General features: G+C 72.9%; 22 protein-coding genes. 10 read left to right on the forward strand and 12 right to left on the reverse strand.

What is annotated here, in order from left to right; genetic code table 11:
• The first annotated feature begins 60 nt into the window (after nt 1-60).
• The gene (locus JOF36_RS23575) at nt 61-546 is read left to right on the forward strand and encodes a MarR family winged helix-turn-helix transcriptional regulator (protein ID WP_210030864.1); all 486 of its coding nucleotides are present in this window, start codon (nt 61-63) and stop codon (nt 544-546) included.
• Here the strand turns inward: JOF36_RS23575 and JOF36_RS23580 are convergent.
• On the reverse strand, nt 518-1420 hold the full coding sequence (locus JOF36_RS23580; RefSeq protein WP_210030865.1) for an ATP-grasp fold amidoligase family protein: 903 nt from the start codon (nt 1418-1420) through the stop codon (nt 518-520). The genes JOF36_RS23575 and JOF36_RS23580 overlap by 29 nt on opposite strands.
• A gap of 248 nt (nt 1421-1668) precedes the next feature.
• Here JOF36_RS23580 and JOF36_RS23585 point away from each other — a divergent pair, with 248 nt between their 5' ends.
• Together JOF36_RS23585 and JOF36_RS23590 are read left to right on the forward strand one after the other, a co-directional pair.
• Complete coding sequence (locus JOF36_RS23585; RefSeq protein WP_210030866.1) at nt 1669-2670, forward strand: glycosyltransferase family 2 protein; 1002 nt, start codon at nt 1669-1671, stop codon at nt 2668-2670.
• A 62-nt stretch (nt 2671-2732) separates the two neighbouring features.
• Nucleotides 2733-4022, forward strand: a complete 1290-nt coding sequence (locus tag JOF36_RS23590; RefSeq protein WP_210030867.1) for an MFS transporter — start codon at nt 2733-2735, stop codon at nt 4020-4022.
• A gap of 72 nt (nt 4023-4094) precedes the next feature.
• Here the strand turns inward: JOF36_RS23590 and JOF36_RS23595 are convergent, their stop codons facing one another.
• A complete protein-coding gene (locus JOF36_RS23595) occupies nt 4095-4901 on the reverse strand; it encodes an MBL fold metallo-hydrolase (RefSeq protein ID WP_210030870.1) in 807 nt (268 codons plus the stop codon).
• Nucleotides 4902-5139: 238 nt separating this feature from the next.
• Here JOF36_RS23595 and JOF36_RS23600 point away from each other — a divergent pair, with 238 nt between their 5' ends.
• A complete protein-coding gene (locus JOF36_RS23600; protein ID WP_210030871.1) occupies nt 5140-5439 on the forward strand; it encodes a hypothetical protein in 300 nt (99 codons plus the stop codon).
• A gap of 70 nt (nt 5440-5509) precedes the next feature.
• On the opposite strand, the gene JOF36_RS23605 is transcribed toward JOF36_RS23600, so the two are convergent.
• Nucleotides 5510-6979 carry an MFS transporter gene (locus JOF36_RS23605; protein ID WP_307862556.1) on the reverse strand — a complete coding sequence of 490 codons (1470 nt, stop codon included), beginning with the start codon at nt 6977-6979 and terminating at the stop codon, nt 5510-5512.
• 116 nt (nt 6980-7095) lie between these two features.
• Between JOF36_RS23605 and JOF36_RS23610 the strand changes: the two genes are divergently transcribed.
• Nucleotides 7096-8652 carry an acetolactate synthase large subunit gene (locus JOF36_RS23610; RefSeq protein ID WP_210030872.1) on the forward strand — a complete coding sequence of 519 codons (1557 nt, stop codon included), beginning with the start codon at nt 7096-7098 and terminating at the stop codon, nt 8650-8652.
• 189 nt (nt 8653-8841) lie between these two features.
• Here the strand turns inward: JOF36_RS23610 and JOF36_RS40340 are convergent, their stop codons facing one another.
• On the reverse strand, nt 8842-9861 hold the full coding sequence (locus JOF36_RS40340; protein WP_210030875.1) for a hypothetical protein: 1020 nt from the start codon (nt 9859-9861) through the stop codon (nt 8842-8844).
• On the reverse strand, nt 9858-10511 hold the full coding sequence (locus JOF36_RS23620; RefSeq protein WP_210030877.1) for a hypothetical protein: 654 nt from the start codon (nt 10509-10511) through the stop codon (nt 9858-9860). The genes JOF36_RS40340 and JOF36_RS23620 overlap by 4 nt, the downstream gene beginning before the upstream one ends.
• Nucleotides 10512-10618: 107 nt before the next feature.
• Here JOF36_RS23620 and JOF36_RS23625 point away from each other — a divergent pair, with 107 nt between their 5' ends.
• Both JOF36_RS23625 and JOF36_RS23630 read left to right on the forward strand, forming a co-directional pair.
• Nucleotides 10619-11995: an MFS transporter gene (locus tag JOF36_RS23625; protein WP_307862557.1), complete on the forward strand. Its 1377-nt coding sequence runs from the start codon at nt 10619-10621 to the stop codon at nt 11993-11995.
• Nucleotides 11996-12170: 175 nt separating this feature from the next.
• A complete protein-coding gene (locus tag JOF36_RS23630) occupies nt 12171-13445 on the forward strand; it encodes an ATP-binding protein (RefSeq protein WP_210030879.1) in 1275 nt (424 codons plus the stop codon).
• Between the two features lie 297 nt (nt 13446-13742).
• Here the strand turns inward: JOF36_RS23630 and JOF36_RS23635 are convergent, their stop codons facing one another.
• Together JOF36_RS23635 and JOF36_RS23640 are read right to left on the reverse strand one after the other, a co-directional pair.
• Entirely contained in the window at nt 13743-15275 is a 1533-nt protein-coding gene (locus JOF36_RS23635) for a plasmid pRiA4b ORF-3 family protein (RefSeq protein ID WP_210030888.1), read from the reverse strand.
• Nucleotides 15276-15313: 38 nt separating this feature from the next.
• Nucleotides 15314-16108, reverse strand: a complete 795-nt coding sequence (locus JOF36_RS23640; protein ID WP_372447405.1) for an SIR2 family NAD-dependent protein deacylase — start codon at nt 16106-16108, stop codon at nt 15314-15316.
• A 177-nt stretch (nt 16109-16285) separates the two neighbouring features.
• Between JOF36_RS23640 and thpR the strand changes: the two genes are divergently transcribed.
• Nucleotides 16286-16837 (forward strand): RNA 2',3'-cyclic phosphodiesterase, encoded by a 552-nt coding sequence (gene thpR, locus JOF36_RS23645; RefSeq protein WP_210030890.1) that lies wholly within the window; start codon nt 16286-16288, stop codon nt 16835-16837.
• Between the two features lie 132 nt (nt 16838-16969).
• Here the strand turns inward: thpR and JOF36_RS23650 are convergent, their stop codons facing one another.
• From JOF36_RS23650 to JOF36_RS23670, 5 genes are read right to left on the reverse strand one after another with little or no spacing between them, the layout of a single operon-like run.
• Nucleotides 16970-17692, reverse strand: coding sequence for a Mut7-C RNAse domain-containing protein (locus JOF36_RS23650; RefSeq protein WP_210030892.1), 723 nt, complete (start codon nt 17690-17692; stop codon nt 16970-16972).
• Between the two features lie 40 nt (nt 17693-17732).
• A complete protein-coding gene (locus JOF36_RS23655; protein ID WP_210030894.1) occupies nt 17733-18782 on the reverse strand; it encodes an alpha/beta fold hydrolase in 1050 nt (349 codons plus the stop codon).
• On the reverse strand, nt 18779-20026 hold the full coding sequence (gene fmdA, locus JOF36_RS23660) for a formamidase (protein ID WP_210030896.1): 1248 nt from the start codon (nt 20024-20026) through the stop codon (nt 18779-18781). The genes JOF36_RS23655 and fmdA overlap by 4 nt, the downstream gene beginning before the upstream one ends.
• A gap of 47 nt (nt 20027-20073) precedes the next feature.
• Entirely contained in the window at nt 20074-20358 is a 285-nt protein-coding gene (locus JOF36_RS23665; RefSeq protein ID WP_210030897.1) for an FmdB family zinc ribbon protein, read from the reverse strand.
• A 53-nt stretch (nt 20359-20411) separates the two neighbouring features.
• Nucleotides 20412-21467, reverse strand: a complete 1056-nt coding sequence (locus tag JOF36_RS23670) for a substrate-binding domain-containing protein (protein WP_210030898.1) — start codon at nt 21465-21467, stop codon at nt 20412-20414.
• A gap of 216 nt (nt 21468-21683) precedes the next feature.
• On the opposite strand from JOF36_RS23670, the gene JOF36_RS23675 reads away from it, so the two are divergent.
• Entirely contained in the window at nt 21684-22088 is a 405-nt protein-coding gene (locus JOF36_RS23675; protein WP_210030899.1) for a MarR family winged helix-turn-helix transcriptional regulator, read from the forward strand.
• A 988-nt stretch (nt 22089-23076) separates the two neighbouring features.
• The gene (locus JOF36_RS23680; protein WP_210030900.1) at nt 23077-23778 is read left to right on the forward strand and encodes a hypothetical protein; all 702 of its coding nucleotides are present in this window, start codon (nt 23077-23079) and stop codon (nt 23776-23778) included.
• Nucleotide 23779: the final 1 nt, after the last annotated feature.

Here is a 23779-nt window from a genome sequence, read left to right on the forward strand (position 1 = left end):
TACGATATAAATTGCCACGCCGGGGTCCCACGACCCCGGTCGGTACCGCAGACTGGACAGGTGCCCACGGAAGAACGCCCGACGCCCCTGACGAAGCCGGACTTCGAGGCGCTGGCCCGCTTCCGGTTCGGGATCCGGCGCTACCTGCGGTTCAGCGAGGAGACCGTGCGCCGCAACGGCCTCACCCCGCAGCAGTACCAGCTGATGCTCGCCCTCAAGGGTTTCCCGGAACGCGACTGGGCGACCGTGGGTGAGCTGGCCGACCGGCTGCAGCTGCGGCACCACAGCACCGTCGAGCTGGTGAACCGGGCCCAGGGCCAGGAACTGGTGCGCCGCGACCCCGACCCGGCGGACGCCCGGGTCGTCCGGGTCGTCCTCACCGTGCACGGCGAGCGGGTACTCGGGGAGCTCAGCGCCCTGCACCGCGACCAGCTCGACCGCATGAGCGCCATTCTCGCCCCGCCCGTGTGGGAGGGCCCGGAGCAGTCCGGGAACGGCCACCCGGACGGGAACGGGGTCAGCCCCGGGACCCCTCCCGGTCGATGAGCCGCTCCGGGATCGGGGTGCCGTTGCGCCACAGCTCGCCCAGCGCACGGTCGAAGGCACGCGGGCGCAGCCTCACCAGCCCGCCGCCGGGGTTGTGCGTGATCTCCCCGAAGTAGACGTGGCCGTCGACGTCGTAGAGGTCGACCCGGGCGAAGGTGAAGTCCTTGCCCAGTACCCGGGCGATCTCCAGCATCCGGTCGTAGCAGGCCGGCTTCTCCGGCAGCGCGTCCGCCTGCTCGAACCGGCCGGAGATCCGGAACGGCACCCAGTCCGGGTGCAGCATCGTCGAGGTGTGCGCGACGAACCGGTCCTGGTCGACGACGACCATCGCCGGCTCGCCGTGGAAGACGAAGAACTTGTAGTCGGCAGGCGGCTTGGTGCCGTCACCCAGGTACTCCTCCACGACCGCGCGGGGGGTCAGCCCCTCGTAGGGCCGCTCCCGCCAGCCGTGCCGGAAGAAGTCGGTGCGCAACCAGCGGGCGACCGTCGACCGGATCCGTGCGTGATCGGCGGCGGCCGGGTGCGGGACCAGGATCGTCATGTCGCAGCCGTGCGTGCCCTTGACGACGTAGGGCTCCCGCAGCTCGCGTAGATCGAGATCCTCGGCCCGCTCGACGACCTGGATCAGCGGGATGAGGTGCTCGGCCCCGATCCGGTCGGCGACGTGCTCGCGCACCCGGTACTTGTCCGCCGTGATGTGCACCAGCTCGGACTGTTCGGCGAGGTTCTTCTTCGCCAGGAGCTGCGCGTAGGTCTTCGGTTTCCGGAAGGTCGTGATTTCGCCCTGGAACAATGCGTGGTGCGCGATCGCGAATGCGCGATGGGGCAGAAATCGGAGGCGCCGGGCCAGCGCCACCCGGGCATTGAACGACATTCTGCGGAGGATAGCGGGGACCCCTCGCACCCCGGGACCCCGGCACCGTCGGCGACGGAACGGTGACGCAGCGGCATGGTCGGTCCGGAACCCTTCGGATCCGGAGCCGTTCCGGTTCACCGGAATTGATCACACGGTCGGCGCAGAGCCGCCCTCCGCCCTACTCGGCGTTACCCCCTCCGGACGCATCCCGCCCGTAGCCCTACTCCGCTCGCACACCCGGAAGGACCCTTGATAGCGTGCCGCCCGTGCGGAACAGCAGCGTGCTGGTGACGGTGATCACCCCCGCCTACAACGTGGGGTCGTGGATCGGCGAGTCCATCGACTCCGTCCTCGCGCAGACCGAGACCCGCTTCGAATACCTCATCGTCGACGACGGTTCGACCGACGATACGGCCGACGTGGTGCGTTCCCGCGCCGAACGCGATCCCCGGATCCGGCTGATCCAGGTCGAGAACGGCGGGTCGGGCGCCGCACGCAACCGGGCACTCGCGGAGAGCGCCGCACCGTTCGTGGCGTTTCTCGACGGCGACGACCGCTGGCATCCGCAGTTCCTGCGGCACATGCTCGAGACCCTGCACACCGCCCCACCCGGGGTCGGCATGGCCTACTGCCACACCCGCGTGATGATGGAGAGCGGCCAGGTCGTGGCGCTGCGCTGGCAGCCGTCCGGGAAGGTCGACCTCGACAAGCAGCTCGTCGAGAACAACCCCCCGCACAACGGCAGCTCGCTGATGATCCGCCGGGCCTGCTTCGACCAGGTCGGCGGCTTCGACTCGTCGCTGCCCTCGGCCGTCGACTTCGAGATGTGGCTGCGGATCGCGACCGGCTCGAACTACCCGCTGATGTGGGGCACCCGCCGCTACCTGCTCGACATGCGCCTGATGCGGACCGGGTCGATCAGCTCGAACCGGCGCCGCCGCTTCGAGTGCCTGGACAAGGTGATCGCCGAGTACGCGCCGGCGATGCGCCGTCAGCACCCGGGGATGTCCTACGTCCGGCCCGCGGTGTTCGCCTACCGCGACGGCCTGGACGACTTCGGGGACCGCTGGTCGCTGCTCGCCAGGGAGGCCGGCACGCGCGAGCTCGCCCGCGACTCGTGGGGCCGGTCGCTGCTGGCCTGGAACAGCGCGGGCCGCGAGCGGCGGGCACAGCTGCGGAGCCTGCGCGACGGCGCCCGCAGCAGTGCCTACAAGGGGATGTCCGGGGCGCTGCGCACCGCGAGCAGGGTGCAGGGCCTGCGGGGCTGACGGCGGGACGGCCGGGTGCCGGCTCACGCCGGCGCCGGGGCCGTGGGGCATCATGAAATTCCGTGACGGAACGAACGACGGCCCTGCCGGGCCGGATCGAACAGCGTGCGCGGTCCGGGGTCGGCCTGGTGTTCCTCACCAACGGGCTCGTCTACGCGAACCTGCTCCCCCGGTTCCCGCAGATCAAGGACGACCTCGGGCTGAGCAACGCCCAGCTCGGCGTGGCCGTGGCCGCGATGCCGTTCGGTGCGCTGCTCGCCGGGCTGACCGCGGGCGCGCTGATCGCCCGGTTCCGCTCCTCGCGGGTGGCGTCGTTCGGCATGGCGGCGATCGCGCTCGGTGTGGTGCTGGTCGCCTTCGCCCCGGCCTGGGGCCTGTTCGCCGCCGCGATGTTCCTGGTGGGAGCCGCGGACTCGATCGTCGACGTCGCGCAGAACGCGCACGGGCTGCGCGTGCAACGCCGCTACGGCCGCTCGATCCTCAACTCGTTCCACGCACTGTGGTCGGTCGGTGCGGTCGCCGGCGGCCTCATGGGAGCGGCCGCGGCCGGGATCGCGCTGCCGCTCGGGCTGCACCTTGGCCTGTCGTCGCTGCTGTCGGTGCTGATCGCCGTCTTGGTGTATCCGCTGCTGCTCCCCGGGCCGGAGGACACCGAACGGTCCGAACACGGCCCCGACGGCTTTGTCCGCCCTGACGGCCCTGACGGCACCGGCGGCGCTGGCGGGGCCGGCCGGCTCGGGCAGCGGCGCCCCTGGGCCGGGCTCGGGCTCCGGACGGTGCTGCTCCTGCTCGTGTTCGGAGTGATCGCGAACTCGGGGACGGTCGTCGAGGACTCCGGCGCCACCTGGGCCGCGATCTACCTGCAGGGCCTCGGTGCGGGCGCGGCCGTCGCCGGGCTGGGGTTCGTCGCCCTGCAGGGCTGCCAGTTCGTCGGCCGCCTGCTGGGCGACCGGATGGTCGACCGGTTCGGACAGCGCGCGGTGGCCCGGGCCGGCGGCGCGCTGGTGCTCGCCGGGATGGGGCTCGCACTGGCCTTCCCGACCGTGCCGGGCACGATCGCCGGGTTCGGGGTGGCCGGGTTCGGTGTCGCGACCCTCGTCCCGGCGGCGATGACGGCCGCCGACCGGATCCCCGGCCTCGCCCCGGGGACCGGCCTGACCGTCGTCACCTGGCTGATGCGGGTCGGGTTCCTGCTCTCCCCGCCGGTGGTCGGGGTGGTCGCGGACGCGACCGCACTACGGGTCGGCCTGCTCGTCGTGCCGCTCGCCGGGCTGGTCGTGCTGCTGGTCGCGGTCGTGCTGAGGCCCGGCCCCGATCGACACGACGGCGACCGGACACGACAAGCTCCTTGACCGATGCTCTGGCTGATCTCACGGGCGGCCCGCGACGAAGGCAGTCGACGCGATATGGGCCGCCGATATCCTTCACCGGGACAGCACCGGCTGCCACTCTGCAGTAGCAAGGTGCCCGGGTCGGAGTTCAGGGAAGTGCGCGCCCACGCCGATCGTCCGCCCGTCGGCGAGCCAGAGGCACAACCGTTGACGACTCCGCTCGGCCAGCACGGGATCGATGTCGCCCAGGGAGTGCCAGCCGGGCTCCTCCAGCTGGACGGGGCAGGTGATGGCATCTCCGAGGAGCAGGACACGGCTCCCACCGGACTCCACCATCACGCTCAGGTGACCGGGGGTGTGGCCGGGGGTCATTACCGCGGTCACCCCCTCGGCGACAGGTGTGTCCTGGTTGAGGAGGCGCAGTCGCGGGGTGCCCGCGCATCGGCGGAACCCGGCCTCGATGTGGGCGGCCATCTCACCGGGACCGTCGACGAAGTGGTCCCAATCCTTGGCGCCGAGCCAGATGGTCGCTGCAGCAAACACCGGATCGGCGTGCTGGTCGAACAACCAGCCCACATGGTCGGTGTGCAGGTGAGTGCAGACAATGTCGCTGACTTCCCCGGGGGACACGTCGACCGCGCGCAGGCCGGTGAGCAACTGTCCTCCGACCAGGTACATGTCATCCGGCAGGTACTGGAGCTCGGGACCCAGGCCGGCGTCCACGAGGATCACGCGGTCACCGATGCGGATGACGAAACAGCCGATCGGCAACCACGCGGCACCGTCGCGGTCGAAGACGTCCGGCCGCGCCCCCGGGTGCGCGTCGTCGTCGAAATACCGCGGCCGCGCGACGAAGCTTCCATCGGAGACAGGGCACAACTCCAGCTCGCCGACGCGCATGCGCCAACCCTGCCACGCGTGCATGCCGGCGCGGAGGTGCGATTGCTGCGGGCGCCCCCGGTGCTCGCGAGGAGCGTGGCCGGCGCCTGCAGCCTGATGGCGCCGTGCCCGGCAGGAGTCCGGCCGTCGCCGAGGACGGCGGCCCGCGCACCCCTGATCTCGTACCCCCGCCGAGGATGCCGGATGATCCTGATCTGTCGCGGGCCGCAGCGAGCCCGCTCCGGCCAGGGGGAACGCCATGAGCACCGATCACACGACGGACACCATCCGGGGCAACGGCTTCGGCCGGGTGTTCCTCGCCGCGCTGGTCTGGGCCGGGGTCGTACTGCTGGTGCTGATCGTCACCGCCGGCGCTCCCGGCTCCGCCGAGGGTGCGGGTGCCGCGGTCGGCGCGCTGGTGATCCCGTCGCTCCTGGCCGCCCTCGCGGTCTGGCTGATCACCCGGAACCGGGCGCGCTGGGGGTTCGTGAAGCTCGCGCTGCTGGCCCTGCCGTTCTTCTTCCTGGTGCGCCTGCTCACGGTCGCCGGCAGCCTCTGAGCCCGCGGTCGGCGCCCGCCGGTCGGACCGGCGGGCCCGGGCGGGTGGGCGTCGGCGGTCGTGTCCGCCGTCAGTCCCCGCCGGTCGGCCCGGTCGTCCCCACCGCGGGTCCCTCACCGGCCGGTACCCGGGGCCGCCGGCGGGCCGCTACCAGGTCGACGATCCCGAGGATCAGGGCGAGCCCGACCAGTGCGACCGTGATGACCAGGCCGTGGGTGATCGCGGAGGCCCAGTCCCCGGTCGCGGTCAGGCGTCCGAAGAACACCGCGCCGACCGCGGACAGCCCGATCGCGGTGCCGATCCGCTGGCCGGTCTGGAGCACGCCGCCTGCGGTGCCGCCCGAGCTGGGCGGGATCTCGGAGAGCGCGATCGTCTGGTTCGGTGCGATGACCAGTCCGCCACCGGCCCCGGCGAGCAGCAGCGGCCCGGCGATGGCGAGACCGGTGACCGGGCTGCCCGCCGTCACCCCGAGGACGACGTCGGTGGCGACCAGCCCGGCGAGCACGACCGCGAGCCCGGTGACGACCATCGGCTGCCCGAACCGCGACACCAGCCGCCCGCCGAGCGCGGAGGTGATCGCGGAGCCGATCGCGAACGGCGTCAGCACGAGACCGGTCTGCAGCGGGGTGTAGCCCAGGCCGTTCTGCAGGTAGAGCGTGAGCACGAAGAAGATCGAGGTGAACCCGGCGAAGTAGGTCATGCCGAGGGTGGCGCCGACGGCGTAGCTGCGGGTGCGCAGCAACGCGAAGTCGACCAGCGGGTAGCCGTGGGTCCGCTTGGCGCGCCGCTCCCAGGCGACGAAGCCGCCCAGTGCGGCCACCGAGACCACGAGCAGCCACCACGGCGCGGTCGCCGGGTCCCGCTCGGAGAGCACCAGCGGCAGCATCAGACTCACCACACCGGTGCCCAGCAGCAGCGTGCCCGTCAGGTCCAGCGGGCGTCGGCCGGCCGCCCGCACACCGTCCGGTGGCAGCAGCCGCGCCGCGAGCACCAGGGCGGGCACCCCGATCGGGATGTTCACGAAGAACACCCAGCGCCAGCCGTCGGCGGACCCGGCCCCTGCCAGCAGCAGGCCGCCGAGCAGCGGACCGATCGCGGTCGAGATCCCGACGACGGCGCCGAACAGCCCGAACGCGGTGCCCCGCTCCGGGCCCTGGAACAGGTCCTGGATGAACCCGACGACCTGCGGGGAGAGCAGCCCCGCCGCCACGCCCTGCAGCAGCCGCACCACGACCAGCACCTCGGCCGTCGGGGCGAGCCCGGCCGCGGCGCTGGTCAGGACGAACAGGGCCAGGCCGAGCAGGAACATCCGGCGACGGCCGCGGTCGTCGCCGAGCCGCCCGGCCGCGACCAGCACCAGGCCGAAGGTCAGCGCGTACCCCGACACCACCCAGGACACCTGCGCCGCGGACGCGCCCAGCCCGGTCTGCATCGACGGCAGCGCGACGTTGACGATGCTGACGTCGAGCAGGCTCATGAAGCCGGCGACCAGGCAGACGGACAGGGCCCGCCAGCGTCGCGGGTCGGGTTCGGTGCTCACGGGGGTCCATTCCCCGTCCTCGCGGTGCGCGGCGCAACTCGGGGCCCGGGGTTTCGTGGCGGGCGCACACGGTGTGGACTGGGGATCATGACGATGACGTGGTGGAGGGCCGACGGGTGAGGGGCGCCCAGGCGCTGGTCGGATCGCTGGCCGGGGCCGGCGTCGACGTCTGCTTCATGAACCCCGGGACCTCCGAGATGCACTTCGTGCAGGCGCTCGACGACGTGCCGGAGATGCGTGGCGTGCTGGCCCTGTTCGAGGGCGTCGCCACCGGTGCCGCCGACGCCTACGCCCGGATCGCCGGGAAGCCCGCCGCGGTGCTGCTGCACCTCGGACCGGGACTCGGCAACGGGCTGGCGAACCTGCACAACGCGCGACGGGCCGGCACCCCACTGCTCTGCGTCGTGGGGGCGCACGCGACGCAGCACGTGCGGCACGACGCCCCGCTGGAGTCCGACATCACGTCCGTCGCGCGGACCGTGTCGGGATGGGTGCACACGTCCGGTGACGTGCGGGACGTGGCCGACGACGCGATGCGGGCCGTCGCGGCCACCTCGGAACGCGGCGGGCAGGTCGCGACGCTGGTGCTGCCCGCGGACGTGTCCTGGTCCGAGGGTGGTGCACCGGCCCCGCCGCGCCGGGCCACCGCTCCCGAGCCGCCGGACGCGTCCCGGGTGGCGGCCGCCGCGTCGGCGGTGGCCGGGTCCGGCAGCGTGCTCCTGCTCGGCGGGCCTGCGCTGACCGCGAAGGGGATGGACGCGGCCGGGCGGATCGCCGCCGCGACCGGGGCCCGGCTGCTGGTCGAGACGTTCCCGCGGTGCTGGGAGACCGGTGCCGGACGCCCGCGGGTGGACAAGCTCGGCTACTTCGCCGAGCAGGCGCTCGCCCAGCTCGAGGGGGCGTCGTCGCTGGTACTGGCCGGGGCCCGCTCGCCGGTCTCGTTCTTCGGCTACCCGGGCGTGCCCGGGGACCTGGTGCCCGACGGGTGCGCGGTCGTCACGCTGGCCGATGCGCCGTCGGACGCGGCCGCCGCGCTGGACGAGCTCGCGGCGGCCGTCGCGCCGGACGCGGTGGCCGATCTCGCGCCGCACGACGCGCCCGCACCCGCCCCCGGGCCGCTGGACGTCCGCTCGCTGTGCGCCGCTGTCGCCGCGACCCTGCCCGACGACGCGATCGTGGTCGACGAGTCGCTGACCGCGGCGGCCGTGCTGGGCCCCGCGTTGCAGACCGCGGCCCCGCACACCCAGCTCGCGCTGACCGGCGGCGCGATCGGGCAGGGCCCGCCCGCGGCGCTCGGTGCGGCGATCGCGGCCCCGGACCGCCCGGTGGTGGCGGTACAGGCCGACGGCAGCGCGCTCTACACCTTCCAGGCGCTGTGGACCCAGGCCCGCGAGCAGCTCGATGTGACGACCGTACTGATCAACAACTCGGCGTACGCGATCCTGCGGGTCGAGCTGACCCGCACCGGCGCCGGGGAGGCCGCCCACTCCGGCCGCGCCGGCCGGATGCTGGACCTGTCCGACCCGACCCCGGACTTCGTGTCGCTGGCGACCGGCCTCGGCGTCCCCGCACGCCGGGTGACGACGACCGAGGAGCTGCTCGACGCGCTGCGCTGGGCGCACGACGAGCCGGGCCCGCACCTGATCGAGGCGATCGTCCCCGCCCTGGGATGACCCGCCTCACGCGGACGCCGCGCCTGTGCACGGGCCCCACCCACGGTGCAGGTGCGCGCCCCCGCCACGGTGCGCGCGCCCGCCACGGTGCACGCCCGCACGGGGTTCACGGACCCACACGAGGTTCAGGGTCCCGCACCAGGCCCGTCCTCGTGCGGGACCTCGGACCCGGTGCGGGACTACCTCGGATCAGAGCGACAGCAGCCGGTCGAAGAACTCCCGGTAGCGGCCGAGGGCCTGGCGAAGGTCCTCGGTGGACGCGTCCTGGCGGGAGAACTGCTGTTCCAGGTCGTCGCGCTGGTGGCGGAACAAGGTCTCCAACTCGTCGAGCACCTCCCCGACCAGCTGGTTCGCGCCGTGCACCGCGCTACGGGGCTCGTCGACGAACTCGCCCTTGAGAACGGTCCACCGCTCCCGGAAGTTCTGCGCCCGGTCGGGGGTGATCAGCGACGACTCGTCGCCCATCGGGGCCCCGCCGGCGTGACCGGCTCCCGCCGCGCCCGGCTCACCGCCCGGCCCGGGGGCGCCACCCGCCGTTGCCTGCCCTGCGCCCGGTCCGGCCGCGTAGCCCGGCCCACCAGCACCCGGATCGGCGCCCTGTCCGGGCGCGCCACCAGCCGGTGCCTGCCCTCCACCGGGTCCGGCCGCGTAGCCCGGCCCGCCGGCACCCGGATCACCGCCCGGCCCGGGGGCGCCACCCGCCGGTGCCTGCCCTCCGCCCGGTCCGGCCGCATAGCCCGGCCCGCCGGCTCCCGGATCGTTGCCCGGTCCGGGAGGCCCGGGTGTACCCGCCGGGGCGCCGCCGGGCGGAGCCGGAGCCCCGCCGGCCGGTGGGGCCCCGCGCGGCGCGGGCGGGGCGTCCTGACGAGCCGTACCCGCGGCGACACCGGCCGCCGCACCCGGGGGCACGTTCCCGCCCGGTGACGAGGGCGGCGGGGCCGTACCGGCACCACCGCCGGCCCGCGGATCGCCCGGGCGGTCGCCCGGCGGGGGTCCGCCGTCGAGCGGCTGTGCGGGTGCCGCGTGCCGCGGATCACCGTCCCCGGCCGGGTCCCGGTAGCCGGCGTCGCGCTCGGCGTTGGTCGTGGCCTGGTCGGGACTCCAGCCCGCGTCGGTCTCCGCGTCGTCGCGTCCCGCGATCCGGTCCTTGATCTCGCCGGCCAGTCGCGCCGCGCGGCTCTCGTGCTGCCTGCCCGTCCGCTCGCTCATGTCCTCGTCTCCCGTCGTCCGTCGTACTGCGGCGGTGTGCCGTTCGCGGCGGCACCGGTGCCGTCGTGCCCGGCCCGGCGGCCACCGTCCGCGCCGTCGCCGGCGTGCCGGTCGTCGTCGAGCAGCGCCTCGACGAGGGCCCGGTAGCTGGTCACGGCGTGCCGCAGGTCCTCGGTCCCGGCCCGCCCGGCGGCGTGCTCGCGGGAGATGTCGCGGGCCTCGCGGTAGCGCTGGGTGACGACCGGGTAGGCGACGGACAGGTCCTCGGCCTGCTGGTCGAAGTCCTCGATCGGGTAGCCCCGGGCGGACATGACGTCCGCGACGAGACGGTCGGCGTCCCGGACGGCGGTGCCCGGGTCGTCGACGAAGCTCTGCTGGACCTGGGCCCAGCGCCGCCGGTAGCCGTCGCGTTCCTGCGGTTCGAGGTCGCGGAGCTTCAGCGAGCGGTGTCGCTTGCGGCGCTGCTCCAGTTCCTTCTCGGCGTCGCGCGGGTCGTCGGACCCACGGACGGTACGTTCGTACTCGGGCCCGAACTGCTCGCGCAGACCCGCCGAATGACGCTTGCGCAGCATCGTCGCCGCGGCCACGGCGAGCGCCGCGACGACGATCACCACCACCGCCACCACGATGATCGTTGTGAGATCGGTCATGGGACGGGATACCCGATCAGGGCGGCAGGAAACACGTAGGGTGATCGACTCCGGCGGACACCGAATCCGCTTGACCTCACCTGGGGTCGAGGACGCAGGGTGATCGCGTGGTCGGGACTCTCGGGGGACGTGCGGGCAACGGTCGGGCGGGGCGCGAGCCGGGGGTCTGGGCGGAGGGCCGGGCCCCGACGACCGTCGGGATCCTGCTGCTGATCAGCCTGACCGCCTTCGAGGCGATGGGGGTCGGCACGGCGATGCCGGTCGTGGTCGCCGACCTCGGCGCGATCACCCAGTACGCCTGGCCGTTCGTGGTGTTCCTGGCCGCCGCCGTCTTCGGGACGGCGTTCGGTGGCCGCTGGTGCGACGCCCGCGGTCCGCGGTTCCCGCTGCTCGTCGCACCCGCCGTGTTCGGGATCGGGCTGCTGGTCGCCGGCTGGGCGACGACGATGGCGGAGCTGCTGGCAGGCCGGGTGCTGCAGGGTCTGGGCGCGGGGGTGCAGGGCGTCGCGGTCTACGTGCTGGTCGCCGAGGTCTATCCGGCGCGGCAACGGCCGGCGGTGTTCGGGCTGATCTCGTCGGCGTGGGTGCTGCCGTCCCTGGTCGGGCCGCCGCTCGCGGGCCTCGTCACCGAGCGGTTCTCCTGGCACTGGGTGTTCCTGGGCCTGCTGCCGGTCGTCGCGCTCGCCCTGCTCCTGGTCCTGCCCGCGGTACGGCGGCTGGGCCCGCCCGGCCCACGCCCGGCCACCGGGGGCGCGGGGGTGGTGCTCGCGGCGCTCGGCGCCGCCGTCGGTGTCGCGTCGCTGAGCTGGGCGCTGGAGAACCCGGACGTCCGCGGGGCGGTCGTCGGCGCGATCGCACTCGTCGTGCTCGTCCCGGCGCTGCGGCGGCTCCTGCCGCGCGGGACGTTCGCCGCGCGTCGCGGGGTCCCGTCGGTGGTGGCCGCCCGCGGTCTGGTCGCCGGCGCGTTCTTCACCGTGATCTCGTTCCTGCCGCTGATGCTGACCGCCACCCACGGCTGGTCTCCCGCCGCGGCCGGGACCCCGCTGATCGTCGCCTCACTGGGCTGGTCCGCCGCCGCGGCCTGGCAGGCCCGCTACCCGGACCGGGACCGGTCGGTCATGTTGCGCGCCGGGTTCGCGGCGATCGTGGTCGGTCAGCTCGCCCTGATCCCCGTCGCGGCGGGCCGGCTCCCGGGCTGGTTCGCGATCGGGGCGTGGGGGCTCGCCGGGCTCGGGATGGGCGTCGCGTTCTCCGCGATCGCGTACCTGACCCTGGCTCATTCCGAACCGGCCGACGTCGGGTCGAACTCGTCGGCGGCCCAGTTGCTCGACCAGCTCGCGACGGCGTCGTTCGTCGGTCTGGGCGGGGCGCTGCTGGTGCTGCTGGTCTCCCCCGCCGTCGCGATGCCGGTGCTGCTCGGGATCGTGGCGGTGCTGGGCCTGGCCGGCGCCGTGACCGCGTCCCGCACCCGCGTCCGGTCCTGAAAGTTCGATCGGCCCGCCCGGGCCGCGGGGTGGTGTATCGCAGAGGTGCCGTTCGCAGAGTGCAGGCCCCAGACCTGCGAATCGCTTCCCTACCACCTGCGTTATGCAACGGGCTCTCCTGCGATATGAAGGAATGAAGCCTGCGAATCGCAGACCTTTCGCTACCCTCGAGCCCATGTACCGGCATCGCCTGCTGATCGGCCCGCTCTCCGATGCCTTGGCCGATACCCCGGTCGTGGTGGTGGCAGGCCCACGGCAGGCGGGGAAGAGCACTCTCGCCACACACGTGGTGGCCGAGGCGAACGGTACGTGGCTCACCCTCGACGACGCTGCGATGCTCGATGCGGCCCGAGTGGATCCTGTCGGGTTCATCAGCGGGCGGAGCGGGTTGGTCGGCATCGACGAGGCACAACGAGTACCCGAGCTTCTGCTCGCGATCAAGGCGGAGATCGACCGCGAGCGTCGGCCGGGTCGTTTCCTGCTCACCGGATCGACACGCCTCCTCGGCGCCCCCAGGCTCGCCGACTCCCTCGCCGGCCGGATGGAAGCACTGACGCTCTGGCCGTTCGCCCAGGCCGAGCTCGGTGACGCGGGTGCCGCGCCGGAGCTGATCGACCGGGCGTTCAATGACAGCATCGGAGGGCTCCGACCTCCCGCCGTGACCAAGGCCGAGGTGCTCGATCGGGCCGGCGCCGGTGGGTTCCTCCCTGCGCTCGCGCGGAGCGGTCGGCGGCGAACCGCCTGGTACGACAGCTACGTCGCCGGCGTGATCGATCGCGAGGTTCGCGCCGTCACCGACGCCACCTACCTGCGCGAGCTGCCCAGACTGCTGCGCCTGTGCGCTGCCCGCACCTCCGGGGAGCTGAACATCGCAGACCTGGCACGCGACCTCGGGTTGTCCCGGCCCACGACCGACAGCTACCTCGCGCACCTCGAGGCTGTCTTCCTCATCCAAACCGTTCCCGCCTGGTCGACCAACCTCACCACCCGCGTCGTCTGCAGACCGAAGCTCACGATCACTGACACCGGGCTCGCCGCACGACTGCTGGGCGGTCGTCTGCGCACCGATGCCGACCTCGCCGGTCGCCTCATCGAGACCTTCGTCGCGGGCGAGCTGCGGGCACAGTGCGAGTGGTCGCAGACCCGACCTGGCATATACCACTTCCGAGACCGGACCGGTACCGAGGTCGACCTCGTCCTGGAGTCCGGCGATGGCCGCGTTGTCGGCATCGAGGTCAAAGCGGGCGCCACGGTGCGAGCCGAGGACCTTCGCGGGCTACGGCTCCTCGAGCAGCGCCTCGGTTCCGACTTCGCTGCGGGCATCGTGCTCTGCACCGCACCTGAGCCTCGGCACCTGGGTGGGCGACTCTGGATGCTCCCCTTCTCCGCGCTGTGGCATCCGAACGGGCCTGTCCCCAAGGCGAAAGCCGATGGCGACATCGACCCCTGATCGACCGGGAATCGTCGGAGCATCGATCCGCGGCGTGACACGTCAGCACGCGCGAGCGGAGGATCACGCCGAGCTTCGTCGGTCTCAGCGGTTCTCTCCGGCGAGGCGCTGATGAACACTGCGCCGTGCGAGACCGGTCAGTCGTACCTGCAGGCCCTCGGGCGGGTCGGCGCCCAGGAGCGTCGTCCCCACGGCGGTCGCGGACGTATCACCGGGCGCTGTCTCCGGCGAGGACGGTGCCACGACTTCGACCGGTATGAACTCCACGAACTCGCCGGCCGGGTGGTGTCCGACCCGTCAACACCCGGCAGGCCAATGCGCCAGGGCGGCGCGGGCGAGGGTGATGCCTTCGGGCGTCGTCCGTTCCTGCTCGCGGAACCGACTACCGGTGAGGGCACCCAGCCGCCGCAACATCGTCCGTGTCGGGCCTGCGGCGAGGTGCGCGTCGCGGGAGGTGAGCAGGGTGCCGTCGCCACGCATCCATCCGACGTCACGCAACGTCCGCGCGACGGTGCCGTCGAGATCCTCGGAGGACCCCGCGGCCACACCGATCATCAGCAGCAGCCCCGCCTGGTTCTCGCAGGCGTCCCGGGAGGTCGGCGGAAGTTGCTCGGCCAGGTGCCACCACAGCCCGACCGGATCGGCGCGCAACTTCTGTGCGCGCGCCGTGAGCAGCAGCTTTCCGCGGTACTTGCGCAGCAGACCCGCCTTCCGCGCGGACTCGCGCAGCTCCAGCACCGGAAGGGTCTGGTTCTCGCGGTTGTGCTTGCCGATCCACTCGTCGTCGAGTCCCAGCTCGGTCGCCGCCGCCTCGACGTGCGCCGGGGGCAGGTAGCCCGCCGAGGTCAGGGTGATGCCCCGGTCGCCGACCCGGTCGAGCAGCCAGGTGTAGGGGCGGACCATCCGCGCGGCGGTGTCCGCGTCGAGCGCTGCCGGCTCGTCGGGCATCGCCTGTCCGATCAGCTGTTGCAGCCGGACGGCTTCCCGGCGGTTCCGGACGGCGTGCACGAGGTCCGCGAGCGGGCCGGGCAGATCGACGGCCGGCGGCGCGGCGGGCCCGAGAGCGGCCAGCTCCGCGTTGATCGCGGCGATGTCGAAGGGCGTGGAACCGATCCGCGCAGGATCGACCTCGGGCCCGAACATCTCGGCGAACTCGGCACGGGCCCCGGCTGGGCGGGCCGGGTCGGTGGCCGCACTGTGCAGCTCGTAGCCGGCGACGCCGCCGATGTTCTCCGGCGGGCCCGGCCGTCGGCCCGCGGTGCACACCGCCCGCGGTCCCGGTCCTTCGCGCGGCAGTACCGTCTCCAGCCGCACCGTGTGCTGCCAGCCGTCGCCGAAGTCGTAGAGGTAGAACAGCGTGTCGCCGGGGCCGGCCAGCACCTCGTCGATCCGGACCTCGCCCTCCGGGATCCCGGTCTCCCCCTCCTCCACCTCGAACGGGCACAGGTAGTACTCGGTGTCCCGGCCGTAGTACTCGGTGCCGGAGCCGAACTGGTGCAGGTGGCTGTCGGTCCAGCCGAACGCGGCCTGCAGGACGTCGTGCAGCTCGTCGAGGAGCATGTCGGAGGCGAGCTCGAGACGACGCCACAACGGTGGCTTGGTACCGGTGACGTCCACGCGGACCCGATAGGTGACGACGTCGGCGCGCCGCTCCCGTCGCCGTGAGGGCGGAGCCGGCCGCTCGAACGGATCGAGGCCGGCACCAGGGCGTGCCGACATCAGCTGCTGCAGCACGGACCCCAGGTCGCCGGGACTCATCCCGGCGATCTCGTCCTGGAACCGCCGCAGCAGCTCGGCCTGCTCGGGTGACTCGTCCGATGGCCGTGGCACGGGCACCACGCTACGAGACGGCATGGGGCCCGACGTGCTCAGCCGGGAGTGCCTCCGACGATCCGCGGCAGCAGCTCGCCGACTCCCCCGCGCAGGACGACGGTCGCGACGTCGTCGTACGGCGTCGGCTCACCGTTGAGGATCACGACGTCGGCACCGGCCGAAGCGGCCACGTCGACCAGCCCGGCCGCCGGGTGCACCCCGAGCGAGGTCCCCACCGCGAGCAACACGTCGCAGCTCTGGGCCGCGTCGTGTGCCCGCTCCAGCACCTCGAGGTCCAGCGCCTGCCCGAACGAGATCGTCGCGGACTTGAGGATCCCGCCGCAGTGCGGGCACGGCGGGTCCTGCTCGCCGCCGGCGACCCGGTCCAGCGCCTCGGACATCGGTGCCCGCGCGGCGCACGAGAGGCACTCGGTGCGGTGCACCGTGCCGTGCAGCTCCACCACCAGTTCCGGCGACGAACCCGCTGCCTGGTGCAGCTCGTCGATGTTCTGGGTGAGCAACGCCAGCAGTCGCCCGGACCGTTCCAGCGACACCAGCGCCTCGTGCGCCGGTCCCGGGCGGGCCGACCAGACCGGGTGGGCGACCCGCTGCCGCCAGGACTCGCGGCGCACCTCCGGGTCGTCGCGGTAGTCCTGGAAGGTGGAGAGCCGCTCGGCCTCCGGGTTACGTGTCCACACGCCCTGCGGGCCGCGGAAGTCCGGGATGCCGGAGTCGGTCGACACCCCGGCCCCGGTCAGCACCGTCACCCGGCGGGCACGGGTCAGCAGGCCGGTCGCCCGGTCCACGTCCTCGGTCGCCGGCCCGGGTGGCACATCGTCGGGTTCCTGCACGGGAGTCACCGTGACACGGCGGGTGTGCCCGTGCACCCGGCGGCCCGGACGGGAGGCGTGCTCGCGGAAGATCCTCGAGAACGGAGCAAACCTCCCGGTCACTTCGGCTCCCGAGACGGTGATCATGCCCTGGGCCGGTCCACCGGAGCACGGGAACGGTCGTGCGAGCATGCCGCCGTGCGGTTGTTCGTCGCGGTCACACCGCCGCCGGACGCGATCGACGAGCTCCGGTCGGCGACGGCAGCTCTGCGCACCGGCTCGGAGCAGTTGCGGTGGAGCGCGCCGGAGCAGTGGCATCTCACGCTGGCCTTCCTCGGTGAGGTCGACGACCGTGCGCGGCAGGATGTGGTCGAACGGCTCGGCCGGGCGGCGGCCCGGCACGGCCCGTGCACGCTGTCGCTGGCCGGGGCGGGACGCTTCGGGCAGCGGGTGCTGTGGACCCGGGTGCACGGTGACGTCGACCGGCTGCGGCGCCTCGCCGCGTCGGTGCGGGCGGCGGCCCGCCGCTCCCGGATCGCCGTCGAGGACCGTCCCTACCGCCCGCACCTCACCCTCGCCCGGGCCCGCGGCGACGCCGACCTGCGCCCCGCGGTCGCCGCGCTGAGCGGGTTCGCGGGACGCGAGTGGACGGCGGATGAGCTGCACCTGGTGCACAGCCGGCTGGGGGCCGGGCCGGACGGGCGGGCGCACCACGAGCTGCTCCGGTCCTGGTCGCTGGGACGGAGCTGAGCGCGCGGGCACCCGGCCACCTTGCGACCGGTCACATCCCGGCGCGGGGCGCACGCCGCCACCTCGCCACCGGTCACCGCCCGGCACGGGTCCGCCACGCCGCTGGCGAGCCGTCCGCTGTCGTCCGGAGTCTCAGCTCCGCCCGAGCCGGGCCTTCGCCGCGTCGACCACCGCGTCCAGCCCCCGGCCGTGCGCACCGTGCCAGAACACCTGGTCACATGACCGGCAACGGGCGAAGCGGTCGTAGCACCGGCGGGTGCCGGGCTCGAGCCGGTCGGCCACCTCGGACTTGGCGACGGCCGCCAGCTTCCCGTTGCACGCCGGGCAGCGGGTCCACGGGTGCAGTGCCGGCGCGAACCGGTCGAGCACGTCGGCCAGCTGGTCCGCGGGATCGTCACCGCACACGTGCGCTCCCGCCCACAGCGCGCGCCGCATGAGCAGCCCGCGGTCCCGCGTCAGCAGGATCCGGTGCTCGTCGGCGGCGTGGGCCACCAGCGCGTCGTCGTCGGCCGGGTTCCGGTAGGCGGTGTCCACGCCCAGCACCCGCAGCCGGCGGGCGAGGGTGCCGAGATGGACGTCGAGCAGGAACCCGGTCGCGCCGGGCACCCGCTGCGGCCTCGTGACCGGTCCGATGTCGACGACCGCACCGGACCGGGGCCGGTGCGCGGCCCCGGTGCCGGCGCCGTCCACCGCCAGAGACCCCACCTCGGTCAGCGGGATCCCGAGCGACCGGACGACGTGCCCGACCGTCGCGCCGGGGTCGTGGCCGACCTCGACGGCCTCCCGGCGGCGACGCGGGGCGAGGAACAGCCACAACTCCCGGTGAACGCGGACGGTGAGCGGCGCGGATGCCATCGCCGCCCATCGTGCTCGCCCGGACGGCGGCCGCGCGAGTTCAGATGCCCGACGGCCCGGCCAGCAGCTCGGCGACCGCGGCGTCGATGAACGCCGTGTCGACCGGGTTCGCCCCGCCCCCGGCGAAGTGGCCCCAAACCCCCGGGATCGTCCGCAGCTCGGCCCCGTTGGTCATGTGCGACACCGCCCAGGCCTCGTCCTCGGGTGGGAAGTAGAGGTCCTTCTCGGCGGGCATGATGATCGCCTTCGCCCGGATCGAGGCGAGTGCCTCCTCGGTCGAGGAGAACCCGGGCGTCGCGCCGACGTCACCGTGCCACCACGTGTCGAGCATGGTGAGCAGGTTGTCCGGGTCCCGGCCGTCGAGGAAGAAGGCCTCCCAGAACCCGACGACGAAGTCCTCCAGCGAGGTGTGGCCCAGCTCGCGCCACACCTCGTCCCAGTAGAACGCCTGGGAGAACCCCCAACCGGCGTAGATCCGGGCGAAGGCGCGCAGTCCCTGCTCCGGCCACCGGTCGGCCGGGTAGCGGCCGCCGTCGAAACCGACCGAGGCCTCCAGTGCGGCCCGCAGCGAGTCGAGGAAGACCTGGTTGTGCGGCGCCGTGCGCGACGAGCCGCAGAACGGCAGCATCCGCCGCACCATCTCCGGGTGGCTGACCGCCCACTGGTAGGTCTGGCCCGCTCCCATCGACCACCCGAGCACCAGGGCCAGCGTGGAGATGCCGAACCGCTCGGTAACCAGCCGGTACTGGGCGTTCACATTGTCGATCACGCGGATCGGCGGGAAGGACGGGCCGTCGTCGGGGTGCGGCGCGTTCGACGGTGAGCTCGACAACCCGTTGCCGAGCATGTTCGGGACGATCACGAACCAGCGCGCCGGGTCGAGCGCCTTCCCCTCCCCGATCAGCCATTCGTTGTCCCAGTGCCGGCCCGAGTACCAGGTCGGATAGAGGACAGCGTTGTCCTTGGCGGTGTTCAGCGTGCCGTAGGTGCGGAACGCGATCCGGGCCGGGCGCAGCGTCCGCCCGCAGGTGAGGGGGAACTGCCCGATCTCGAACGTCTCGTACGGGACGTCGCGGCCGTAGTGGGTCACGACGACACCGCGCAGCTGCCGCGGTCCTTGCGCACCGGGCCGGCCGCCGAGGGCCGGATGTCGTCGTCGAAGATCGCGGTGGGTAGGTAGAGCGAGCAGCAGGCGTTCGGGATGTCGACGACGCCCGACACCCGGCCCTCGATCGGTGCCGACCCGAGCAGCAGGTAGGCCTGCGGGCCCGAGTAGCCGAACTTCTCCAGGTACGTGACCGCGTTGAGGCAGGCGTTGCGGTAGGCGACGGTGGCGTCGTTGTAGAGCTGGGTGTCGGTGGTGTGGTCGACGCCGATCCCGATGAAGGTCACGAACTCCGAGTAGCGCGGCTCGACGTTGCCGGGCATCAGGATCGGGTTGGTGGTGACGCCGTAGGTCTCCATCCCGCCCTTGATCAGGTCGACGTGGAAGTCGATGAACCCGCCCATCTCGATGGCGCCGCAGAAGGTGATCTCGCCGTCGCCCTGGGAGAAGTGCAGGTCGCCGCCGGAGAACAGGGCGCCGGGCACGTGCACCGGGTAGAAGACCCGCGAGCCGCGGGTGAAGTTCTTGATGTCGTGGTTGCCGCCGTTCTCCCGGGGCGGGACGGTACGCGCACCGTCACGGGCGATCCCGGCCAGCCTGTCGCCGGACGCCGTCCCGCCGAGCACCTCCTCATCCAGCGGCGGCAGGGCGAGCGCGGGTACCCGGTCCGGGTCGGTGGCGATCAGCGCGCGTTCGCGGTTGTTCCAGCGGGACAGCAGCTCCGGCGAGGGCGCGGTGCCGAACAGCCCGGGGTGCGTGATCCCGGTGTAGGAGACGCCGGGGACGTGCCGTGACGTCGCCTTCTGGCCGGAGAAGTCCCAGATCGCCTTGTAGGCGTCCGGGAAGGTGTCGGTCAGGAACCCGCCACCGTTCTGCTTGGAGAAGATCCCGGTGTAGCCCCAGCCCTGGCCGGGGGCCGGACCGCTCTCCTGCGGGACCGGACCGAGGTCGAGGATGTCGACGACGAGCAGGTCCCCCGGTTCGGCCCCCTCGACCGCGATCGGGCCGGACAGCATGTGCGCACCGCGCAGGTCGACGTCGCGGACGTCGTTCGCGGAGTCGTTGTTGCCGATCTGGCCGTCGGTCCACTCACGACATTCGACCCGGATCGAGGTGTCCGGGCGGACGGTGACGGCGGGCGGGATGTCGGGGTGCCAGCGGTTGTGGCCGGGCACGGCCTGGTCCCGCATGGACTTGGCCTGGTCGACGGTGAACACGACGTCGGGCATGGTTCCTGCTCCTTCTCGTCGCTGCTCGGGGTGGCGGCCGGCGCCGCTCACGGACGCGGCAGCGCCTGATGACGGGGGTCGCGGGTGACCGGGGTGGCGCGCCGGGACCGTCCCGGCACCGAGGAGACGACGGCCGGGGCGTCGCCGCTCGCGGCCGAGGCGTCCAGTGCCCGTCGCAGCCCGGGGTCAACACCGCGCAGGGCCGGCGCCCCGAACACCCGCGATGCCGTCGCTCCGCAGTCCGGGCAGCGCGCAGCCGATCCGGCAGCGGCCATCGGACGGACCTGGTCGAACTCTCCGCAGTCCGGGCAGCGGTGGGTGTAAGTGGGCACGGACACCTCCGAGGTGCTGTCAGTCGGAAATATGTCGATCGACAGTATCGGTGTCAAGGGAGCCGGTCGAGCACGTCGAACGACAGGCCGTCGGCGCGGGCGAGGTAGACGTCCTGGCGCAGGTGCCCGCGGCGCATCGAGACCGCGCCGCGCGGGCCGTCGAACCCGGTGTCCTCGGCGACACCGAGCAGGGCGGACGGCTCGACCGACCCGGCCCGTGCGGCGAGCCTGCCGAGCAGGGTGATCGCCTCGAAACAGGACTCGGCGAGGGCTCCGGGCACCGGGGCGTCCACCCCGAAGCGGGCGGCGTAGCGCCCGGAGAAGTCCAGCGCCGACGCGGTCGCCAGGGTCTCGAAGTACCCGGCCGCGGCGTAGAGCTCGCGGGTGGCGTCCGAGCCCGTCGCGAGCAGCATGTTCTCCTCCATCAGCGGGGAGAGCCGTACCCGGCTGCGGTCGGCCCCGGACGCCGCGAACGCCCGGTTGAACCGCACGGCGTCCGAGCCGACGAGGAACATCAGCACGCCCTGCGCACCGGAGCGCTGCACGCGGCCGACGACCGGGTCGAAGTCCTCGCAGCCGAGCGGGACGAACACCTCGTCGAGCACCCGCACGTGCGGGCTGCTCCGGGCGAAGCGACGCACGGCTCGAGCCGAGCCGCGCGGCCAGACGTAGTCGTTGCCGACCACGCACCAGGTCCGCACGCCCAGCTCGGCCGCCATCCAGCGCAGCGCCGGGAGCACCTGGGTCTCCGGGGTCTCTCCCGTGAGGAACACCCCGGGCGTGGTCTCGCCGCCCTCGTAGAGCGGGGCGTAGACGTAGGGCACCCGCCCGGCGACGACGGGCGCGAGCGCCTGCCGGACGGCGGAGATGTGCCAGCCGCTGACGGCATCGACGGCGCCGGTATCGAGCAGCCCGGTGATCTCGGTGACGATCTCGGAGGGGGCCCGGCCGCCGTCGACCGGATGCAGCCGGACCTCACGGCCGAGGACGCCCCCGTCGTTGTTCAGTTCGGCGCCGGCGAGGTCGCCGCAGGCCTCGCAGGCAGGTCCCAGGAGTCCGGCCGGTCCGCTGCGGGGGACGACGAAGGCGACGTCGAGCGTGGCGGTCACCGGCGTCACCTCCGAAACCGTGAAGGTGACAGTGTTTACGATGACAGCGACCGCGTCACTACCCCGAACGCTCTGGAGGCGACCGTGACCGCCGCCGAGTCGCGCACCGAGAGGAGCGCACGCGGAACGAGCCCGGGTTCTGAGAGGAGCGCAGGCGGAACGAGCCTGGGTTCTGAGAGGAGCGCAGGCGCAACGAGCCTGGGTTCCGACGCCGCTGTGACCGCCGCCCTCGGCCGCGCCGCGCACCGGGTGGACCGGCGGATCGACGAGATCGTCCGCCCGCCGGACGGCCCGGGCCTCGACGGCTGGCGGGTCCTGGAACTCCTCTCCGACGGAGCAGGGCACCCGATGTCGGAGATCGCCGCGCACGCGATGGTGCCCGCCCCGACGCTGACCAAGATCGTCGATCGGCTGGCGGAGCGTGGGCTGGTCTACCGGCGCCCGGACGGCGCCGACCGTCGCCGGGTGCTGGTACTGATCGCCGACCGGGGCCGTGAGCTGCACGCCCGGCTCGCCGGCCGGGTCGCGGCGGTGGAGCGCGAGGTCCGCGACGCCCTCGGGACCGATGTGGAGGTCGTTCTGGCCGCGCTGACGCGGGTGGGCGACCACGTACCCGGTTGACCGGCCGACCTGCCGACGACGTGGTGGCAATGCGGAAAGTCGTCGACTACGTCCAGTCGCCCCGGGCGCAGAGTGGGCCGTCGAAGTAGGACACCGCGACGTCGGAGTGAAGCTGTTCGCTTATGAGCTGGGTCACGGCCCGCTGAACTGACATCATGGGACGGTGCCGGCTGATGACGGGGACGGCTGGAAGCAGCCTCCCCCACCGCGCCCTCGTCACCGCAACGTCGTGTTGTTGCGGCTGTACGACGCTCCTGTGTTCCGCGACCCGCTGGCGTGGTGGACGGCAGTGTGGGCTGTGCTGACATTCGTTGCGATCCTGACAAGCCCTGCTCCACGCACCTCGAGCCTTCCACCGCTGGTGGACGCACTACTGGCTGCGCTGTTCTTCAGCCTGTTGCTGGGCATACTTCCCGCGTGGCTACGACTGCAACTGCGAAGGCTGCTCTGGAGCCGGCGCAACCGTCGTGTGTCAGCCGACGGAGCGCCCTCAGGCCCCGGCACGACCTCGGGAAACGACAGCACGGTCCGGTTGCCGGCCGTCGGGCCCCGTCCTGGGCCCGGTCCTGTCGCCCCTCCATCCGCGCCGCCGCCCGCCGGTGGGCCTTCGTGGCCGGGGAGGGGCGTTCCACCGCGAAGTAGCACCGATTCTCGAGACGCCCCATCCACTGCAGCGGCCGAAGACAGTGCGTCGCTCCCGAGTCGTGCGAATGCGCAAGCGGTCGACGGCGCGCCTGCTCCGCCTGCTCGTCCACCGGCGACCGACTCCGCACAGCCCGAGGGTGCTCGCCCGACGTCGGTCAGAAAACCGACCACGATCAGTGAACCCACCACGCTCTCTGACGAGGCCGTCGCGTCGTCAGAGACGCTTCGGGAAGCCCGCGCGCTCCAGTACCCCGTCGCCCGAGCAGTCCGGTTTCTGCAGTCCGCGCCGACCCCCCTGGACCAGTACCAGGCGCTGCTCGATGCGGCCGACGAGCTCTGCATCGTGGTCGGAGCGACCGGCGCCGCATGGTTGAACGCCACCGGTGCCGATCCGGACGCCATCGACGAGCTCGTCACCGCCTACGGTCGCGGAGTCACCCAAGGAAGTTGGGTGAGCGTCGCCCGAAAGGCGGCGAAGGCAGCGACGACGTCGGGCGACGCTCCGCACGCCCTCACAGCCTTCGCACGCAAGCCGACCAAATCCTGGCTCAACCAACTGGACGAACTCACCAAGGAGCGCAACAACGCCGCGCACGGGATGCGCCCGCGCAGTCAGGCTCAAGCGGCCGAGCGCCTCGACACGCTCCTTCCGAGCTTGGAGACGGCGCTCCGAGGCGCAAGCTACCTCGGCTCACTGCCGTGGATCCTCACCACGTCCAGCTCCTACCGGACTCACGATCGCACCTTCGATGTGGCTGCCCGTCTCGTCATGGGCGACCACCCCGAGTTCGAGCCGTCCCGGTGGACGGTGACGCTTCCGCTGGAGAACGACCGCGTGTACCTCTTCCCCGATGGCGGAGAGCCCATCGACATGACGCCCTTCATCATCATCCGAAACTGCGAGGTGTGCCGGTCGCCCGAGCTCTTCCATTCCGACCGACGCCCTGGGACCGGTGGCACGATCCTGAAGAACGCGGCAGGTCACGGTGGCCCGCTGACCGATCACACCCTCGATGAGGAGTTCCGCCGCCTCAACGGTGGCTGAC

Source organism: Pseudonocardia parietis (assembly GCF_017876315.1).
Classification (GTDB): Bacteria; Actinomycetota; Actinomycetes; order Mycobacteriales; family Pseudonocardiaceae; genus Pseudonocardia; species Pseudonocardia parietis.

What these genes read in the sequence shown, in the direction of transcription:
- JOF36_RS23580 (WP_210030865.1), bottom strand. Translation starts at nt 1,420, where the DNA reads ATGTCGTTCAATGCCCGGGTGGCGCTGGCCCGGCGCCTCCGATTTCTG.
- JOF36_RS23595 (WP_210030870.1), bottom strand. Translation starts at nt 4,901, where the DNA reads ATGCGCGTCGGCGAGCTGGAGTTGTGCCCTGTCTCCGATGGAAGCTTC.
- JOF36_RS23600 (WP_210030871.1), top strand. Translation starts at nt 5,140, where the DNA reads ATGAGCACCGATCACACGACGGACACCATCCGGGGCAACGGCTTCGGC.
- JOF36_RS40340 (WP_210030875.1), bottom strand. Translation starts at nt 9,861, where the DNA reads ATGAGCGAGCGGACGGGCAGGCAGCACGAGAGCCGCGCGGCGCGACTG.
- JOF36_RS23620 (WP_210030877.1), bottom strand. Translation starts at nt 10,511, where the DNA reads ATGACCGATCTCACAACGATCATCGTGGTGGCGGTGGTGGTGATCGTC.
- JOF36_RS23630 (WP_210030879.1), top strand. Translation starts at nt 12,171, where the DNA reads ATGTACCGGCATCGCCTGCTGATCGGCCCGCTCTCCGATGCCTTGGCC.
- JOF36_RS23650 (WP_210030892.1), bottom strand. Translation starts at nt 17,692, where the DNA reads ATGGCATCCGCGCCGCTCACCGTCCGCGTTCACCGGGAGTTGTGGCTG.
- fmdA (WP_210030896.1), bottom strand. Translation starts at nt 20,026, where the DNA reads ATGCCCGACGTCGTGTTCACCGTCGACCAGGCCAAGTCCATGCGGGAC.